This window comes from Streptomyces glaucus (assembly GCF_039533365.1).
GTDB lineage: Bacteria > Actinomycetota > Actinomycetes > Streptomycetales > Streptomycetaceae > Streptomyces > Streptomyces glaucus.
The window spans coordinates 107,966-124,925 of the sequence record NZ_BAAATK010000001.1 but is presented as its reverse complement, the minus strand read 5'-3'; the positions used below and the strand labels follow the sequence as shown (position 1 = coordinate 124,925).

Sequence of the window (16,960 nt, the reverse complement as noted above, 5' to 3'; positions counted from 1 at the left end):
TCGCCGGCCGGGCCGGGCGGGTCACGGGCCGGTGCGGCCCGTGAGGTAGGCGGAGACCACCACGTTCGCCGTGTAGGCGCCGGTCGCCCGGTCGAAGCGGCCTGCGCAGGTGATCAGCCGCAGCTCCGCCCGCCCGGACCGGCGCGGCCCGTAGGCCCGGTGGGCGTCGAAGCGGTCGCGGGCGAGGACCTGGACGTCCTCGACGGTGAACTCGGCGACCCCGGCGTCGTCGCGGACCACGCGGATCCTCTCGCCGGGCCGCAGGGCGCCGATGCCGTGGAAGACGGCGGGCCGGGTGTCGGTGTCGACGTGTCCCACCAGCAGCGCGGCGCCGGCCGCGCCCGGGGCCGGGCCGGCCGCGTACCAGCCGACGGCCCCGGGCCGGTCGAAGGGCGGCGGATCGGGCGCGCCCCGCTCGTCCAGGCCCCGGGCCAGCACCGGGGCGCGCACCCGCAGGCCCGGGATGTCCAGGCGCTGGGGCAGCGCCCTGTCCAACGGCCGGTGCGCGGGCGGCAGTCCCACGTCCGGCGGGCGTCCGGCCGCCGCCATGTCGCCGGTGGTGGGCGCGGACGCGTCGTACCGTACCTCGGTGATCTCACGGCCCCACAGCCACAGGCCGAGCAGCAGCGCCACCCAGGTGACCCCGGTCAGCGCACGGCCGGTACAGGTGGGGCGCCGGTGGTCGGACACGGTCAGCCCGCTTCGCGGCCGCGGCGGGCGCCGCCGAGGGCGACGGCCACCGCGGCGGCGCCCGCCAGGACCAGGCCGGTCGTGGTGTGCCCGGCGCCCGGGCCGGCCGTGCGGGCCCGGCCGGCGTCGGCGGCGGACGGGTGGACGGCACCGCCGCCGCCCGGCTCGGCGTCCCGCGCGGGCGAGGCCGGCGCGGAGGGCCGGGCCGGGGCGGGCGCGGTGGAGCGGCCGGCGACCGTGAGGGGGACCGTCCGGTCGGTGACGCCGCAGGTGATCTCGACGTCGTACGTCCCGGCCGGGAGCGTGGAGCGGACCCGGCCGGCGCCGACGAGGGTGCCGTCCCCGCCGGACAGCCGGACGTCCGCGACGAACGCCGGTGAGGCGGCGACGGCCGTCCGCTCCGCGCAGTCCGTCACGCGGAGCGTGACGTCGGTGCCGGGGACGGGGGTCGAGGGGGTCACCGAGACGCCGCCGTCGCCCGCGGCGTGCGCCGCCGGGGTGAGCGCCGCGGCGAGCGCGGCTCCCGTGCAGAGAGTGACTTTCAGCAGGCCCATCGTGAACCTCCAGACACCTGGAGACTCCCCCGCCGGCCCCCGTGCCGCATCCGCTGCGGGCGCGGAGTTGCTCCGAACGGGTTGCGCCGGGTTTGGGCCGGGCACGGAAGGCGTCCCCGCGCCCTGGCCGGGGCGCGGCTCAGATCCGGTCGACGAGGTCCGCGATGGAGTCCACGATCTGCGAGGGGCGGTACGGGAAGTCCTCCACCTGCTCGGGCCGGGTCAGCCCGGTGAGCACCAGGAACGTCTGCATCCCGGCCTCGATGCCGGCCAGGACGTCGGTGTCCATCCGGTCGCCGATCATCGCGCTGGTCTCGGAGTGGGCGCCGATCGCGTTCAGCCCGGTCCGCATCATCAGCGGGTTCGGCTTGCCCGCGAAGTACGGCTTCTTCCCGGTCGCCTTGGTGATCAGCGCGGCCACCGCGCCGGTCGCCGGGAGCGGCCCCTCGGTGGAGGGGCCGGTCTCGTCGGGGTTGGTGCAGATGAAGCGGGCCCCGTCGTTGATCAGCCGGACCGCCTTCGTCATGGCCTCGAAGGAGTACGTGCGGGTCTCGCCGAGGACGACGTAGTCCGGCTCGTGGTCGGTGAGGATGTAGCCGATGTCGTGCAGCGCCGTGGTCAGGCCCGCCTCGCCGATCACGTACGCCGAGCCGCCGGGCCGCTGGTCGTCCAGGAACTTGGCGGTGGCCAGCGCCGACGTCCAGATGTTCTCGATGGGCACGTCCAGGCCCATGCGGCGCAGTCGGGCGTGCAGGTCGCGCGGGGTGTAGATCGAGTTGTTGGTGAGGACCAGGAAGGGCCTGCCGGAGTCGCGGAGCTTCTTGACGAAGGCGTCGGCGCCGGGGATCGGCACGCCCTCGTGGATGAGCACACCGTCCATGTCGGTGAGCCACGACTCGATGGGCTTGCGGTCTGCCATGGGCCTCGTTCTCCTGCCGTACGCGGTCCTGCGTGCGTTCCAGCCTAGCCAGTGGCCGGATCTTGGAGGAACGGCTCGTTGAACGATGAGCTACCGGCGGCTTCCGGGCCGGCGGCGCCCGCGGGCCGGCGCGTCAGCGGCGCCCGCGGGCCAGCAGCAGGGCGCCGCCCACGGCGAGCAGCGCGACCGTGGTGGCGAGGACCGCGTGCGCCGGGCCGAGTCCGGTGCGGGCGAGTTCGTCGGCGAAGGGCAGCGACGGGGTCAGGACGGGGACGGACGCGGAGGGCGCGGGGTCCGTCGGGGCGGCGGGGGCGGCGGAGCCGTGCCGTCGGCCGGGCTGCGGGTCGGGCCGGGGGGTGATGCGGAAACGGTAGTCGTTCGACTGGCCGACCCAGTCGCCGTCGGCGTCGTGGCGCTGGACCACCGCGGCGTTGGCGGTGACCTCGTTGGGCACGGCGTCCGGGGCGACCGCCAGCCGTACCTTGACGGTGAGGGTGCGGTGGGGGGCGATGGTGAAGCCGGGGAAGCCGGGCTCCTCACGGGCTCCGGTGCCGGCCTGTGCGTCCTCCGTGGCGGCCCGCGTGCCCCCCGTGCCGGCCCGCGTGTCCCCCGTGCCGGCCGCCGTGCGGGTCTCGTCCGCGAACGCCCCGACGAGTTCGTCCCGGTCGGTCGGCTCGAAGCGGACGGGGCGCGGGCGGGCGCCGTCGTAGAACTCCAGGCGGGCCTGGGACGGCCGCAGCGCGCGCCGCTCGTCGACGAGGACGATGACCGGGTGGATGTTCGCGCAGGTGCGGGCGGTGGTGTTGGTGAGCTCCAGGTACCAGACGCCGGGGCCGCCGCCGGCCGCGTAGGCGCCGGGGCCGCCGTGGATGCGGGTGGTGACGGGGAAGGCGCGGTCGTCGGGGGTGGCACAGGTGGGCAGGGGGGATCGGGGGTCGGCGTGCGCGGGCGGGGCGAGGAGGGCGGCTGCCGCCACCAGGCCGAGGGACGCGGGTGTGCACAGTCGCATGACACATGCCCTTGCCGCCGGCGGGCGGACACCCTCGCGATCTCCCGGAAGTCCACCCGCACGGCCCTCGAAGTCCACCTGCTCGGCGGCGGGGCGACGGGCGGGTTCCGTCGTGCGGCGCCCCGCTCCCGTGCCGCGGAGACGGTCGCTCGCGCCAGGGCCGCGCCGGCCGCCGCGTCCGCTCCGGTCCGCGGCAGCCCCGGAAGCGGCCGCCCGGACGCGGCAGCCCCGGAAGCGGCCGGCCTACCCGTCCCTCCGCCCGAACACCGGCGCCAGCACCAGGTGGGCCGCGCCTTCGGCGATCCCGCGCCCGCCGCCGGAGGCGATCCGCACCGGCACGGGCGCGTCCCCCGTGCGCCGGGCCCGCGCGTCCAGTACGGCCTGTACGCCGCGCACGAACACCTCCGGGGCCGCCTCGACCGTGCGGCCGCCGAGCAGGACGCGGTCGATGTCCAGCAGGCCCACGAGGTTCGCGGCGCCGACGCCCAGCACCCGCGCCGCCTCCTCCGTCTCCCCCCGCTCCACGGCCCCCAGGCACAGGGCCTCCACGCAGCCGCGGTCGCCGCACCCGCAGGGCGGCCCGTCCAACTGCACCACCTGGTGCCCGAACTCCCCCGCCGCGGTCCGCGGCCCCCGGTGCACGCCGCCCCCGATCACCAGCCCGGCCCCGAGCCCGGTGCCGAGGTGCAGGTAGGCGAAGGACCCGCCCTCTCCCCCGACCGCCAGCCCGAGCGCCGCCGCGTTGGTGTCCTTGTCGACGACTACCGGCACCGCCCCCAGCCGCTCCGCCAGCGCGTCGCGCAGCGGGAAGCCGTCCCAGCCGGGGAACCCGGTCACCCGGTGCAGCACGCCCCGCTCGTGATCGAGCGGTCCGGGCAGCGCGACCCCGACGCCGAGCGGGCGGCGCGCCCGCGCGGCGGTCCCGTCCCCGGCCCACAGCGCCTCGACCGCTCCGGCCACCTGCGCCAGGACCGCCTCCGCCCCGGCGCCCAGGTCCAGCGGGGCCCGCCGCCGGGCCACCACCGTCCCGTCGAGGGCGGTCAGGACGGCCCGCAGCCCGTCCCGGTCCAGGTGCACGCCCACCGCGTGGCCCGCCTCCGGTACCAGCCGCAGGACCGTGCGCGGCTTGCCGCCGGTGGACGCGCGGCGGCCCGCCTCCGCCGCGAGGCCGTCCTGCCGCAGCCGGGCGGTGATCTTGCTGACCGCCTGCGGAGTCAGCCCGGTGCGTTCGGCGAGCTCCAGCCGGCTGATGCCCTCCGCGCCGGCCGTGCGCAGCAGGTCGAGCACCAGCGCGGTGTTGTGGCTGCGCAGGGCGAGCAGGTTCGCGCCGCCCGCCGCGCCCCGCATGCCGCCGTTCCCCGCTCCCGTACCGTCGCCGTTCGTCCTGTTCACGCCACCATTGTCCCCGGCGCTTGCACTTTGGCAACAGCGTTGCGAAAGTGGGACGCATGACTGGTACACCCCTCCGCGTCGGCCTGGTCGGCTACGGCCTCGCGGGCTCCGTCTTCCACGCCCCGCTGATCGCCGCCACCGACGGCCTCGCCCTCGACACGGTGGTCACCTCCCACCCCGAACGGCAGCGGCAGGCCCGCGCCGAGCACCCGGACGTCCGGATCGCCGCCACCTCGGACGAGCTGTTCGACCGCGCCGCCGAGCTGGACCTGATCGTCGTCGCGTCCCCGAACCGGACGCACGTCCCGCTCGCCACCACGGCGCTGCGGGCCGGCCTGCCGGTCGTGGTCGACAAGCCGATCGCGGGCACGGCGGCCGAGGCGCGCGGGCTGGCGGACCTCGCCGAGGAGCGCGGCCTGCTCCTCTCGGTCTTCCAGAACCGCCGCTGGGACAACGACTTCCTCACCCTGCGGGGGCTGCTCGACGCGGGCGCGCTCGGCGACGTGTGGCGGTTCGAGTCGCGCTTCGAGCGATGGCGGCCGCAGCCCAAGGGCGGCTGGCGGGAGTCCGGCGACCCGGCGGAGATCGGGGGGCTGCTGTACGACCTCGGCAGCCACGTCGTCGACCAGGCCCTGGTGCTGTTCGGCCCGGCGACCGCCGTGTACGCCGAGACGGACGTGCGCCGCCCGGGCGCGGAGGCCGACGACGACACCTTCATCGCCCTCACGCACGCCGGCGGCGTCCGCTCCCACCTGTACGTCTCCGCGACCGCCGCGCAGCTCGGCCCCCGCTTCCGCGTGCTCGGCTCGCGGGCGGGCTACGTCAAGTACGGCCTGGACCCGCAGGAGGCGGCGCTGCGCGAGGGCCGGCGGCCCGGCCCCGGCTGGGGGGTGGAGCCCGAGTCGCTGTGGGGCCGGGTGGGTTCCGGCGAGTCTCCCCTGACGGGCGGCGGCCGGCCCGAACCGACCGTCCCCGGCGACTACCCGGCCTACTACGCGGCGGTGGCCAAGGCCCTGCGGGAGGGCGGCCCGAACCCGGTGAGCGCCCGCGAGGCGGCCGCCGCCCTGGACGTGCTGGAGGCGGCCCGCCGTTCGGCCCTGGAGAAGGCGACGGTGACGCTGTGACCCCCGATCGGACCCGCCGGACCGACGAGCCGGAACCCACCCCGAGCCTGGAGGAGCTCCAGGCGCAGGAACGCCGCCTGGTCTTCCCCCGGTTCACCCACGACGACGCGTGGGCGCTGGGCTCGCTGCTGGTGGAGATGGCCCGGGAGCGGCAGGCCCCGGTCGCCGTCGACATCCACCGCGCCGGCCAGCAGCTCTTCCACGCGGCCCTGCCCGGCTCCACCCCCGACAACGACGCCTGGATCGCCCGCAAGCGCCGGGTGGTCGAGCGCTACGGCTCCGCCTCCTACCTGGTGGGCGCCCGTTTCCGGGCCAAGGGCACGACGTTCGAGGAGTCCTCCCGCCTCGACCCGGACGTGTACGCGGCGCACGGCGGCTCCTTCCCGATCACCGTCGAGGGCGTGGGCGTGATCGGCGCGGTGACGGTGTCCGGGCTGCCGCAGCTGCAGGACCACCGCTTCGTGGTGGAGGCGCTGGAGCGGTTCCTGGGCGTGTAGCCCGTCCGGGTGGCCCCGCGGAACCGGGGATTACCCGTGGGTTCCTCCCGGTTGGCATGTGCTGTACGTGATCACGTACGGCACCCACCCGGAGGGAACGGAACCGATGACCACCCCCCTGAAGGAGACCGTCGGCCGGTACGGCGTCTGGAGCGTGGGCCTGCGCTCCGAGGACCCGGACCGGCGCGGCGAACTCGCCGAGGCCGCCGCCGAACTGGAGGAACTGGGGTACGGCGCCGTCTGGCTGGGCGGCAACAGCGCCGCCCGGCACGCGGCGCCGCTCATCGAGGCGACCTCGCGGCTGACCGTCGGGACCAGCATCCAGAGCATCTGGGAGCACGAGGCCGCCGACAGCGCGGCGGCCTTCGCCGGGCTGGAGGCGGCCCGCCCCGGCCGTTTCGTGCTCGGGCTGGGCGTGAGCCACGGCCCGCTGGTGAAGGACTACCGCCGCCCCTACTCGGCCCTGGTCGCCTACCTCGACGGCCTGGACGCCGCCGGGGTGCCCGCGGACCGCCGGGTCCTGGCCGCCCTCGGCCCGAAGACGCTGGAGCTGACCCGCGACCGGGCGGCGGGCGCGATCCCCTACCTGGTCACCCCCGAGCACACCGCGCACGCCCGCGGGATCCTGGGCGAGGCCCCGCTGCTCGCGCCCGAGCTGGCGGTCGTCCTGGAGACGGACCCGGCCCGCGCTCGCGCGCTCGCCCGCGAGTTCCTGGCCGGCTACCTCCGCCTGCCGAACTACACCAGCAACTTCCTGCGCCACGGCTTCACCGAGGCCGACCTGGCGGACGGCGGCAGCGACCGCCTGGTCGACGCGTTGTTCGCGTGGGGCGAGGAGGACCGGATCCGCGAGCGGATCGAGGCCTTCCACCAGGCGGGCGCCGACCACGTCGCCCTCCAGGTGGTGGACGACTCCCCGCGCGACGTGCTGCCGAGGGCGGCGTGGCGCCGGCTCGCCGAGCTGCTCGCCTAGGCCCGGCCCCGGCGGGGGGACACGGGGAACCGCGCGGCGGCGTCCGCGGGCCGCGGACGGCCGCCGCGCGGTTCCCCGCCCCTCAGGCGTCCTTGAACTCCTGCCGCTGCCGCCCGAGCCCGTCGATCTCCAGCTCCACCACGTCCCCGGCCCGCAGGAACGGCTTCGGGTCGGGCCGCCCCAGCGCGACCCCGGCGGGGGTTCCCGTGTTGATGACGTCCCCGGGGTACAGGGTCATGAACCGGCTGAGGTAGCGCACCACCTCGGCCACCGGGAAGATCTGCTCGGCGGTCGTCCCGTCCTGCTTCAGCTCCCCGTTCACCCACAGCCGCAGCCCGAGGTCCTGCGGGTCCGGCACCTCGTCGGCCGTCACCAGCCACGGCCCGAGCGGGTTGAACGTTTCGCAGTTCTTGCCCTTGTCCCAGGTCCCGCCCCGCTCGATCTGGAACTCCCGCTCGGACACGTCGTGCGCCACCGCGTACCCGGCGACGCACTCCAGCGCCTCCTCCCGCGACTCCAGGTAGCGGGCCGTGCGCCCGATCACCACCGCGAGCTCGACCTCCCAGTCGGTCTTGGCGGAGCCGCGGGGCACGAGCACGGTGTCGTCCGGGCCGACGACCGTGTCGGGCGCCTTGAGGAAGACCACCGGTTCGGCCGGCGGCTCGGCCCCGGTCTCCCGCGCGTGGTCGTGGTAGTTCAGCCCGATGCACACGATCTTGCCGATGCGGGCCAGCGGCGGCCCGATCCGCGTCCCGGCGGCATCCAGCGCCGGCAGCTCGCCGGCGTCGGCGGCGGCCCGGATCCGGCCGAGCGCCGCGTCGTCGGCGAGCAGCGCCCCGTCGATGTCCGCCACCAGGCCCGACAGGTCCCGCAGGGTTCCCCCGGCGTCGAGCAGCGCGGGCCGCTCCGCCCCCGCCGTACCGACTCGCAGCAGCTTCATGGTCCCCATCTCCCTCGGTCGCGGGCGCCTGCCGGCGCGCACGGCCCGGGTGGGGCGGGCCGTGCGCGCCGGACCGGTCGATCCTCCGAAGTCACGGTCCAGCCCGCAAGACCCTGTTCACGTACTGGACCCGTCGGCTACCGGTGGAGGACGGCCCGTCCGACGGCGCTCCACGCTCGGGTGCGCACCGCCGGCTCCCGCTCCCGTGCGTCCCGCGCGGCCGCTCGTACGTCCGTTCCGCCCGTCCTCGTCAGGCCGTACCGGCGTCGGACGCGGGCCCGGTCTCGATGGGCTGGAGCAGCCGCTTCGGCCGGAGCAGCGCGCGGCTGACCGGATCCGCCGGGTCCGGATCGAGTCCCGGTCCCGGCGCCATCTCGACGTCCGGGACGGGCACGGCGGTCCCGCAGGCGGGGCATTCGCCGTACGGGCCGAGCTCGGTGCCGCAGTCGGCGTGCCGGAAGACGCGCAGCGGGGACTGGCCGTAGTGCTCCCGGCCCCACAGGCCGAGCGCCCACAGCGTCGGCCACAGCGCGATGCCGCGCTCGGTCACGACGTACTCGTCCCGCGGCGGCGACTCCTGGTAGCGGCGCCTGGCCAGGATCCCCTCGGCGGTGAGCGTCTGGAGGCGGGCGGCGAGGACCGCGCGGGGGATGCCGAGGTGGACGAGGAAGTCGTTGTAGCGCCGGACGCCGTAGAGCGCGTCGCGGATCACGAGCAGCGTCCACCGCTCGCCGACGACCTCCAGCGCCCGGGCGATCGAGCACTGCTGCGCGGCGTAGTCCTTGCCGAGAGCCATGCGACCCACTGTAACCAGCCGAGGGTTCATTCATCGAACCTTGGGTGCTACGGTTGCGGGCCACGAGTCGATTCAGTGACCGAACCTTGAGCGGTTCCGGGCCGCTCCCCTCCCCGGTCCCGAGGACGGAACAGGACAGGCCATGACAGAGACCGATCCCGCCGCCCCCACCGCCACCGGCCCCACGGCCGCCGCCCCCGCCGCACGGCTCACGGCCGGGCCGCGCCGGGACCCGCCCCCGCGCCCCGGTGCCACCCTGGCCCTGACCAGCGCCGCCACCGTCGTGGCGCTGATGACGTACACGGCGCCGATGGTGACGCTCCCCGCCACCGCGGCCGACCTGCACACCCCGCTCTCCGCGCAGGCCTGGCTGCTGAACGGCACCCCGCTGGGCCTGGCCGCGCTGCTGCTGGTCGCGGGCAGCCTGGCCGACGACCACGGCCGCCGCCGGGTCTTCGTCTCCGGCACCCTGGCCCTCGGCCTGACCACGGCGCTCGGCGCGTTCGCGACGAGCACCTGGCTGTTCGCCCTGGCCCGCGTCGCCCAGGGCGCGGCGAGCGCGGCCCTGCTGGCCAGCAGCCTGGGCCTGATCGCGCACGCCTTCCCCACGCCGGCCGGCCGGCTGCGCGCGACCGGGGTGTGGGGCGCGTTCGTCAGCGGCGGCATCGCGCTCGGCCCGCTGCTCGCCGGGGCGATACCGTCCTGGCGGCCGGCGTACGGCGTCCTGGCCGCGGCGGCGCTGATCGTGGCCGGCCTGGGTCCGCGGGCGCTGCCGGAGTCCCGCTCCCCGCGCGGCGGCCGCCCCGACCTGGCCGGCGCGGTGACGTTCGGCCTGGCCCTGGCCGCCCTGGTGGCGGCGCTGACGCTGGGCCGGGACGGCTGGCTGCGGGCGCCGGTGGGGCTGCTGCTGGCGGCGGCCGCGGCGCTGGCGGGCGGGTTCGTCCTGGTGGAGCGCCGCGCCCCGAACCCGATGATCGAACTCGGGCTGCTGCGCCGCCCGCCGTTCCTGGCGTCGTCGGCGGGCGGGCTGTTCACGGGGCTGGCGGTGATCGGCCTGTTCAGCTTCCTGCCGGCGCTGTTGCAGCAGGCGCTGGGCCTGTCCGCGATGGACACGGCGTGGCTGTTCCTGCTCTGGTCCGGCCTGTCCTTCACGGTCGCGCTCCAGGCCCGCCGCCTCGCGCACCGCCTCCCGTCCCGCCACCAGCTGGCCCTGGGGTTCGCGCTGCACGCGGCCGGCGTCCTGGCCATGCTCGGCGCGGTCGGCGCGGCCTCCTGGCCCCGTCTCCTGCCCGGCCTGCTCCTGGCCGGCGCGGGCAGCGGCCTGCTGAACGCCGCGCTCCCCCTCCTGGCGGTGGACTCGGTGCCGGCGGCGCGGGCGGCGATGGGGTCGGGTGCGCAGCAGACGTTCCGCTACATCGGCTCGTGCGCCGGGGTGGCCCTGACGATCGCCCTGGCGACGTCGGCGGGGGACCCGGGCCGGGGCGCGGACGTGGCACTGACGGTCTCGGCGGGGCTCGCGCTGGGGGCGGCGGCGGTGGTGCTGGGGCTGCGGGAACGGACGCCGGGCCGGAGCTGAACCGGCCGGCGGCCGGCGCCACCCGCTCCGCACGGACGCGGAGACTCCGTTCCGCGGATCGTCGGGGCCGGGCAGCGGCGGACGGGAACCGCCGGCCCCGGGGACCAGGGGATCCAGGGACCGCAGGACCGGGAACGACCGGGGCCGGGGGACCACCGGCCCGGGAACCACCGGCCGGCGCCGGCCCGCACTCGCCCCACCGATGTCACCGGGCGGCAGTACGGTGTCGTCCATGCGCCCCGACACGCCTGCCGAAACCGTCGACCACACCGCCGAGGCGGCACGCCTGGAGCGGACCGCCGGCCTGTACCCGGAGGACGCCGAGGCCCTGCTGCTGCGGGCCGCGGCCCACCGGGAACTGTCCGGCGACCGCCCCGCCGCCACCGCGCTCTACGACCGCCTGCTCGCCTCCGCCGAGTACCTGGAGAACCCGTCCCTGGTCCGCGCCCTGAAAGCCGCGAACCTCTGGGAGTACGGCCACGAGGCCGAAGCCCTGGCGATCATCGAGGGCATCCGCACGGCGGCCCCCCGGGACGCCGCCCCCTGGGTGATCGTGGCCGAGTCCCTGGAGGCCCACGACGAACTGGAGGCGGCCCACGAGACGTTCACGGAGGCGGTACGGCTCCTGCTGACGGACGTGGCGCAGCCCCCGTACCCGACGCACCCGCTGCTGTACGGCCGCCACCGGGTCCGCAGGATGCTGGGCCTGGCCCACGACGAGTGGGACGCCCTGGCGGACTCGGTGCACTCCCTCCCGGTCTCCCTGGACGAACTCCACGATCCGGGGCGCGTCTGGTCCCTGGGCTCGGAGAACCCCGCGGAACTGGAGGCGGAGATCTCCCGGCTGCGCGCCGAACTGGGGGCGTACCGGGAGGCCCTGTCCCGCCCCTTCCCGGTGGCCGTGCTGCACTGGCCGGCGGAGGAACTGACGGAGCTGGTCGCCGCCTACCCGGAGCTGGCCGCGGAGTACCCCTCGCACGAGGAGCACCTGGCGGCGATAGAGGGCGCGCTGCGGGAACTGGCGGCCTCCGGCACGCCCAACCTCGGCGTCGTGACCGGGACGGTGCCGTCGTACGAGGCCTTCGCGGCCTCGGAGGGCGCGTCGCCGCAGGACACGGCGTTGCTGCCGCAGTACGCGACGACACTGGCGGCCCGGGGGCGGGCCGTGGTCTGGCCGCCGGAGACGGGGGCGGGGTGCTGGTGCGGGTCGGGGCGGGTGTACGGGGAGTGTCACGGAAGATAACGACATCCGCCATGGGCTGAGCCTTCGGCCAGCAGGCGAACCCGCCAGAGCCACCAGCCCTCACAGCACGGCACATCCACAACAAATGGGGCAGCCGCCGTCGGGCACAGCTGAGGAATTTGTTTTAATACGAGACTCTTGATGCCGAGAGTCCGCGAGAAGATCACTGGCTCTCGCACGAGCAGCCACGTAGAAGGAGAGTCATGCCCGCCAGCGGCCATGAGCGCCCGCAGTTCGCCCAGCCACTGACCTCGATCGAGATCTGTGCGGGGGCCGGCGGCCAAGCCGTTGGGCTCCATAACGCCGGGTTTGACCATCTCGCCTTGGTCGAGTGGGACCACCATGCGGTGAGTACGCTGCGAGCTAATGTCGGGGACTGGCCCGGCTGGACACCCGAAAAGGCTCAGAAGATTGAGCCGATGGACGTCAGGGATTTTCTGGGATCGAAGGTCCTGAAGGATCTGGACCTCAACCCTGGAGATCTCGATCTCCTTGCCGGAGGAGTTCCCTGCCCGCCATTCTCGCTTGCCGGAAAGAGGCTGGGGCGGGACGACGAGCGGGATTTGTTTCCGGCGGCGCTGGAGATCATTGACCGCCTCAAGCCCAGAGCGGTCATGATCGAGAATGTTCGCGGAATCCTTGAGCCTCCCGAGTTCTTCATTGATTACCGGAACTACATTCTGGATTCACTGCGAGAGTCCGGTTACGTCATCCCGGACATCGACCTGACGCAGAGCGCGAAGGCGCAAGACATTGCCATGCGCAAGATCTGGCGCCGACTTGACGCCAAGGATTTCGGAGTCCCGCAGCTACGTCCGCGAGCCATCCTCGTGGCCTTCCATAAGGACGCACTGAAGGAAGGGCAAGAATTCCGCTGGCCGCTCCGGCTCAAAGCCGAAGAGGCAACCGTGTTCGAGCGGCTTGAGCCGACCATGCGTGAGCGCTGCGAGGACTTCTGGGACAAGAACCAGCGGGGCGAACCGGCAGAGCCGGGCGAGCGCACCGGCCGGGATGTGTACCACGAATGGCGCGAGGCGGCGGAGAAGGCCGCTGCTCTCGGCCGGGGAGTGGCACCCACCCTGGTCGGCGGGTCCAGGAAGCACGGCGGCGCTGACCTCGGGCCGACGCGCGCCAAGCGGGCCTGGGCCGCGATGCACGTGAACGCCATGGGGCTCGCCAACGACCGGGAGAACTGCGACCCTGAGCGTGACCTGTTCAGGGACGCCGGTCCGATGCTGACCGTGGAGCAGACGGCGATCATCCAGGGATTCCCCCGGGGCTGGGATTTCCAGGGCAGGAAAACGGCGCGCTACCGCCAGGTCGGGAACGCGTTCCCGCCGCCGGTGGCCGAGGCCGTGGGCCGGGCGATCGCTGCGGTTCTCCGCCCCGACCACCGGGACGAACTGCTCGCCAACTATGAGTTGGATTCCTCCGCCGCGGGAGGGGTCACCGAAGACGAGGCGCAGCAGATGGAATTCTCGATGTCAGGAACCCTCGGGGCCAGCCCTGCGAGCGAGGACCGCAGCGGCGATTTTGTCGGCGCAGGCCTCTGATGGCTCGTGCTCCCAGAAGCGGAGCACGAGCCATCCGGCTTCCTTCAGCCTCTGATCCGTGTCCCGGTCCCTGGTCACGTTCCGAAGAACCTTTTCTGACCAGTAACCGGAATTGGTTCTCGGCGGCACATAGTGCTCAGGGCAGCCATGCCAGTAACAGCCGTCTATGAAGACAGCCACCTTCGCCGGGCGGAAGACCAGATCGGCTGTCCGGCGAAGGTCCGGCAGGGGGCGGGCCGCCACCCGGTAGCGGAGGCCCCTGGCGTGAACGAGCCGCCGGATGAGCCACTCAGGCTTCGTGTCGCGGCTGCGGATCGCCTGCATGTTGCGTCGACGGGCCGCGGACGAGGCCCAGGACCCTTCCGGCGCTACCCACTCGGCTTCTTCGGACACGGCTCAGAGCGTAGTCCGGGGAAGCCCGGGTCCCGCAATCCGCAGAACTCAGCGACTGCGCATGTGGCTCAGCAGAGCCTCGATGTCACCAGGCGCGAGACCAGCGGCGACAGATGGCTCCTCCTCCAGATCGGCAAGCTGCTGGACGGTCGGGTCATCGAGGATCCGCCCCATGAAGTCCAGCTTCTGCTCCAGCCGTACCGCGACGACCTCGTCAATCGTGTTGCGGGCGGCTAGTACGGTCACCCGGGTTTCCGTATCCGGGGCCAGTCCGAGCCGGTGGATCCGGTCGAGGCTCTGCAGGAAGCGGCCGGCCATGAAGTCGCGATCCACATAGACAGCGTCATGGCACACATGGTGGAGGCTGATCCCCTCACCCAGAGTCGCCGGGTTGGAGACCAGCACCATGCAGCTCGGATCCTCGCGGAAACGCCGAAGCTGCTCCTCCCGGTCTGGCGTACCCCCGTACACCACTGCGGGACTGAACTTCTCCAGCATCCGTTCCAGAGTGGTCAGGCTGCGGACGAACGTCGTCCAGACCAGGGTCTTCCGCCCTCGCTCGGCGTTCTCAGCGATGATCGCCACCGCTTCCTTGTACTTGGGTGACAGCTCGTAGTCGGGAAGACTCTGCATGAGCGAGTAAAGCGAGCTGCCCTGCGGTATCTCCAGGGGCGGAAGCTGGTAGGCGAGCGGTTCGTACCGGCTGGCGCCCTCCAGCAGCAGGGCCGGGCTGGTGGCGGCCATGAGCAGCCGCAGAGCGGTCCTGCCGAGGGCGCTCAGGTCCTCCCGTGCGCCGCTCCCGTTGTCCATGCCACCGACCAAGGAGCTGTAGATCTCCTCGTGCAGCGGGGGCAGGTCTACATAGCGCAGACCCAACTGCACGGGCGGCAGGCCGAGTTCATGTTTCGTTGTCCGGGTGAACAGCGGACGGAGGACCGTGCTCGCGTAGGCCAGATCCCCGCCTGCCACAGCCTGGACCACCGTGCGCTGGCCGTGTCCCGGCCAGACGAAGCCCAGCAGGTTCTCCAGATCCTTTGAGCCGTTGGGAGCGGGAGTTCCAGTAAGGATCATGCGCCTGGCGGCCAGCGGTCCCAGAGCCATACAGGCCGCACCGTACGTTCCCCTCGCCCCCAGTTTCATCCGGTGTGCCTCATCCAGGATGATCATCGAGGGGCCGGCCTTGAGCCAGTTGGCCAGCGTGCCCAGGGAACGGTCGAGCCGTTCGTAATTGACGATCAGGACCTCTGTCCAGTGGTCCATAGAACCGTCGAGCACATGGGTCCGCAGCGGATGCCGGAAACAGACAGCGGTCTCATATCGCCAGGATTCGTAAGCCGACTTGGGACACACCACCAGCAACCGGCTCACTCGCCCCTGCGCTTTCTGCGCCGCGTACACGGCCAGGGCTACGCGGGTCTTGCCGGCGCCGGGCACGCTGAAGTTGGCGCCGTGCTGGAGAGAGAGCAGTTTCGCGATGTCCCTGAGCTGGAACGGGCTGAGATCGCCCTGCCACATCTCGCCCAGGAGATCCGGCACCTCTCCTGGGATGATCTCCCCCTGGGCGGACGCGTTGCCGAGTCGTTCCTTGACGGTATTGGCATCCTGTACGACCCCTGCCACGAGCGTGCGCAGTTCGGGTTCCCACTCCACGCCTTCGTGATGGGGCCAGGTACCAAGAGCGCCAAGGTTGGCCAGCAGCTCATCGAGCGCGATGGACGCGCTCAGGGGGCCCAGCTGGCCGCCGGTACGGAACCGGGCGGCCAACTGGACGAGTTCCTGCTGGTACTCGTCGGTGGTCCTCAGCACGACACGGGTGCGCGTTTCGTCGAACCCAAGGTGCAGGGACGTTCCGCCAGTGCTGGTGCTCACTGAGCAGCCTCCGCCGTGGCTTCCAGCAGCCACGTAACACCGTCACCGGGGTTGGGCAGTCCACGTCCCGCCTGCTGCGCCAGCTTCCGCAGGCTCGCGCGGAGCTTGAGGACGGCTTCATCGAAGGCTTCCTCGTCCAGGCTCCGGGAGGTCCGTGCCTGGACGAGGTCCGCCACACACTGGTCGATGCTGGCGCACGCCTCCGCGAGCCGGGCAGGCGCGAGCTGCTTGCGCTTACGCAGGCGCGCGCTGCGGCCGGCGGCTTCGATGGCCTCATCAAAGGCCTTCTTGGCGTTATCGAGGACCGCTTGGTTCTCAGCCTTCTCGGCGTCCCCCAAAGCGGGCCTCTTGTCGTTCACGACGGCGGTGGCCCGGAGGATCTGGTCGTTCAGCGCCCTGGCCTCGGAAACGGCCGAGGACGCCGCCGGAACGGTGAGCCCCAGTCCGGGAATGGCCACGTCGGCAGCCTGAGCGGAACTGGCCCCGCTGCTCCCGGAAACCGAGGGAAGCATTTCGACGAGACCTTCCTTGAGGAAATTCTCGTCGATGTGCCTTACGTCCGTCTTGGAGAAGTTGAGCAGGATCGCGGCCAGTCTCAGCTCCTTGAGCACTTCCGCCTGGTCCCGGTCCAGCGTCTCCATCTTCACGTACAGACGCTGCAGCTCCTTGAGACGCTCCTGTGCCCCCTCCCAGTCAACCAGCCGCAGCGTGGTACCGCCGCCACTCGCACTCCGGGCGATCAGCTCCCGGATGGTGCTCAGGATCCAGCGCTCCTGGTGGTACGTCCTCACCTGGATCCGGAAGGCCTTTGCGATCTGCTCCGGCGTATGCCCGAGCGCAGCCTGCTCCTCCATCGCGATCAGGCGGTTGATGTACGAGTAATCCCGGCGGTGGTCCTTGCGGAGCTGCAGAGACAGTTCGACGGCGTTGATGTCCGCCCACGTGAACGACTCGGGCAGTACGCCCACACGCATCGACTGGATGCCGAGTTCGCGCAGGGCGCTCGCCCTCGTGTTGCCGTTGACCAGAATCCCCTGATGCGTCACCAAGCCCGGATCGTTCTGTCCGAACTGCTGAAGGCTCTCCTTCAGAGCGTCGAAGGCCGGGTCCCGCAGGTTGGGGTCAGAGGGCGACGCCTGAAGCAGAAACCGCAGGTAGTCCTGGCTCTCGGCGCTCCACGGGTCCTTCTCCAGCACCTGCTCACGATCGGGGTCGTGGCTGCGCTGGGCCCGGATACGGTGCGTACCGGGGTTGAAGTAAAGGCTGTTGACGGGCAGGTCGATGACTTCGACGTGAGCCTGCTGCTCGTTCCAGTCGACCGTCACCGTCTCCCTGGTGCCGCCGGCCTCCCTGACCTCCTGCACCTTCTTCTTGATCAGCTCGCTGAACTCGGCCGCCCTCGGCGGCGGCGGGAACTCTCGCATCATCTCTT

Annotated in this window: 16 protein-coding genes; 6 read left to right on the top strand and 10 right to left on the bottom strand. The window is 73.1% G+C overall.

Annotated elements, in window-relative coordinates:
* Window positions 1-21: 21 nt before the first annotated feature.
* From ABD363_RS00580 to ABD363_RS00560, 5 genes are all read right to left on the bottom strand, one after another.
* Window positions 22-690, bottom strand: coding sequence for a class F sortase (locus tag ABD363_RS00580; protein WP_344599322.1), 669 nt, complete (start codon window positions 688-690; stop codon window positions 22-24).
* A 2-nt stretch (window positions 691-692) separates the two neighbouring features.
* Entirely contained in the window at window positions 693-1,244 is a 552-nt protein-coding gene (locus ABD363_RS00575; RefSeq protein ID WP_344599321.1) for a hypothetical protein, read from the bottom strand.
* A 139-nt stretch (window positions 1,245-1,383) separates the two neighbouring features.
* Window positions 1,384-2,163: an HAD-IIA family hydrolase gene (locus ABD363_RS00570; protein ID WP_344599320.1), complete on the bottom strand. Its 780-nt coding sequence runs from the start codon at window positions 2,161-2,163 to the stop codon at window positions 1,384-1,386.
* 133 nt (window positions 2,164-2,296) lie between these two features.
* Window positions 2,297-3,172 carry a hypothetical protein gene (locus tag ABD363_RS00565; RefSeq protein WP_344599319.1) on the bottom strand — a complete coding sequence of 292 codons (876 nt, stop codon included), beginning with the start codon at window positions 3,170-3,172 and terminating at the stop codon, window positions 2,297-2,299.
* 243 nt (window positions 3,173-3,415) lie between these two features.
* A complete protein-coding gene (locus ABD363_RS00560; RefSeq protein WP_344599471.1) occupies window positions 3,416-4,519 on the bottom strand; it encodes an ROK family transcriptional regulator in 1,104 nt (367 codons plus the stop codon).
* Window positions 4,520-4,620: 101 nt separating this feature from the next.
* Between ABD363_RS00560 and ABD363_RS00555 the strand changes: the two genes are divergently transcribed.
* The 3 genes from ABD363_RS00555 to ABD363_RS00545 all read left to right on the top strand — a co-directional run bounded on the left by ABD363_RS00555 (window position 4,621) and on the right by ABD363_RS00545 (window position 7,158).
* The gene (locus ABD363_RS00555; protein WP_344599318.1) at window positions 4,621-5,688 is read left to right on the top strand and encodes a Gfo/Idh/MocA family oxidoreductase; all 1,068 of its coding nucleotides are present in this window, start codon (window positions 4,621-4,623) and stop codon (window positions 5,686-5,688) included.
* Window positions 5,685-6,185, top strand: coding sequence for a heme-degrading domain-containing protein (locus ABD363_RS00550; protein ID WP_344599317.1), 501 nt, complete (start codon window positions 5,685-5,687; stop codon window positions 6,183-6,185). Before ABD363_RS00555 ends, ABD363_RS00550 begins: the two co-directional genes overlap by 4 nt.
* A 106-nt stretch (window positions 6,186-6,291) precedes the next feature.
* The gene (locus ABD363_RS00545) at window positions 6,292-7,158 is read left to right on the top strand and encodes an LLM class F420-dependent oxidoreductase (RefSeq protein WP_344599316.1); all 867 of its coding nucleotides are present in this window, start codon (window positions 6,292-6,294) and stop codon (window positions 7,156-7,158) included.
* An 82-nt stretch (window positions 7,159-7,240) separates the two neighbouring features.
* Here ABD363_RS00545 and ABD363_RS00540 read toward each other — a convergent pair whose 3' ends face one another.
* The gene (locus ABD363_RS00540) at window positions 7,241-8,098 is read right to left on the bottom strand and encodes a fumarylacetoacetate hydrolase family protein (RefSeq protein WP_344599315.1); all 858 of its coding nucleotides are present in this window, start codon (window positions 8,096-8,098) and stop codon (window positions 7,241-7,243) included.
* Window positions 8,099-8,348: 250 nt separating this feature from the next.
* Window positions 8,349-8,894, bottom strand: coding sequence for a winged helix-turn-helix transcriptional regulator (locus ABD363_RS00535; RefSeq protein WP_344599314.1), 546 nt, complete (start codon window positions 8,892-8,894; stop codon window positions 8,349-8,351).
* Between the two features lie 142 nt (window positions 8,895-9,036).
* On the opposite strand from ABD363_RS00535, the gene ABD363_RS00530 reads away from it, so the two are divergent.
* From ABD363_RS00530 to ABD363_RS00520, 3 genes are all read left to right on the top strand, one after another.
* A complete protein-coding gene (locus tag ABD363_RS00530; protein WP_344599313.1) occupies window positions 9,037-10,470 on the top strand; it encodes an MFS transporter in 1,434 nt (477 codons plus the stop codon).
* Window positions 10,471-10,702: 232 nt separating this feature from the next.
* Window positions 10,703-11,713, top strand: coding sequence for an SEC-C domain-containing protein (locus tag ABD363_RS00525; protein ID WP_344599312.1), 1,011 nt, complete (start codon window positions 10,703-10,705; stop codon window positions 11,711-11,713).
* A gap of 203 nt (window positions 11,714-11,916) precedes the next feature.
* The gene (locus tag ABD363_RS00520) at window positions 11,917-13,266 is read left to right on the top strand and encodes a DNA cytosine methyltransferase (RefSeq protein WP_344599311.1); all 1,350 of its coding nucleotides are present in this window, start codon (window positions 11,917-11,919) and stop codon (window positions 13,264-13,266) included.
* On the opposite strand, the gene ABD363_RS00515 is transcribed toward ABD363_RS00520, so the two are convergent.
* The 3 genes from ABD363_RS00515 to ABD363_RS00505 are packed head-to-tail and all read right to left on the bottom strand — an operon-like array spanning window position 13,198 to window position 16,955.
* A complete protein-coding gene (locus ABD363_RS00515) occupies window positions 13,198-13,659 on the bottom strand; it encodes a very short patch repair endonuclease (protein WP_344599310.1) in 462 nt (153 codons plus the stop codon). The genes ABD363_RS00520 and ABD363_RS00515 overlap by 69 nt on opposite strands.
* Window positions 13,660-13,707: 48 nt before the next feature.
* Window positions 13,708-15,528 (bottom strand): DEAD/DEAH box helicase, encoded by a 1,821-nt coding sequence (locus ABD363_RS00510; RefSeq protein ID WP_344599309.1) that lies wholly within the window; start codon window positions 15,526-15,528, stop codon window positions 13,708-13,710.
* Window positions 15,525-16,955, bottom strand: a complete 1,431-nt coding sequence (locus tag ABD363_RS00505) for a hypothetical protein (protein ID WP_344599308.1) — start codon at window positions 16,953-16,955, stop codon at window positions 15,525-15,527. Before ABD363_RS00505 ends, ABD363_RS00510 begins: the two co-directional genes overlap by 4 nt.
* Window positions 16,956-16,960: the final 5 nt, after the last annotated feature.

Excerpts from the sequence above, each read along its gene's own strand:
- ABD363_RS00575 (WP_344599321.1), bottom strand. The coding sequence starts at position 1,244 with ATGGGCCTGCTGAAAGTCACTCTCTGCACGGGAGCCGCGCTCGCCGCG.
- ABD363_RS00570 (WP_344599320.1), bottom strand. The coding sequence starts at position 2,163 with ATGGCAGACCGCAAGCCCATCGAGTCGTGGCTCACCGACATGGACGGT.
- ABD363_RS00565 (WP_344599319.1), bottom strand. The coding sequence starts at position 3,172 with ATGCGACTGTGCACACCCGCGTCCCTCGGCCTGGTGGCGGCAGCCGCC.
- ABD363_RS00560 (WP_344599471.1), bottom strand. The coding sequence starts at position 4,519 with ATGCGGGGCGCGGCGGGCGGCGCGAACCTGCTCGCCCTGCGCAGCCAC.
- ABD363_RS00555 (WP_344599318.1), top strand. The coding sequence starts at position 4,621 with ATGACTGGTACACCCCTCCGCGTCGGCCTGGTCGGCTACGGCCTCGCG.
- ABD363_RS00545 (WP_344599316.1), top strand. The coding sequence starts at position 6,292 with ATGACCACCCCCCTGAAGGAGACCGTCGGCCGGTACGGCGTCTGGAGC.
- ABD363_RS00540 (WP_344599315.1), bottom strand. The coding sequence starts at position 8,098 with ATGAAGCTGCTGCGAGTCGGTACGGCGGGGGCGGAGCGGCCCGCGCTG.
- ABD363_RS00535 (WP_344599314.1), bottom strand. The coding sequence starts at position 8,894 with ATGGCTCTCGGCAAGGACTACGCCGCGCAGCAGTGCTCGATCGCCCGG.
- ABD363_RS00530 (WP_344599313.1), top strand. The coding sequence starts at position 9,037 with ATGACAGAGACCGATCCCGCCGCCCCCACCGCCACCGGCCCCACGGCC.
- ABD363_RS00525 (WP_344599312.1), top strand. The coding sequence starts at position 10,703 with ATGCGCCCCGACACGCCTGCCGAAACCGTCGACCACACCGCCGAGGCG.
- ABD363_RS00520 (WP_344599311.1), top strand. The coding sequence starts at position 11,917 with ATGCCCGCCAGCGGCCATGAGCGCCCGCAGTTCGCCCAGCCACTGACC.
- ABD363_RS00505 (WP_344599308.1), bottom strand. The coding sequence starts at position 16,955 with ATGATGCGAGAGTTCCCGCCGCCGCCGAGGGCGGCCGAGTTCAGCGAG.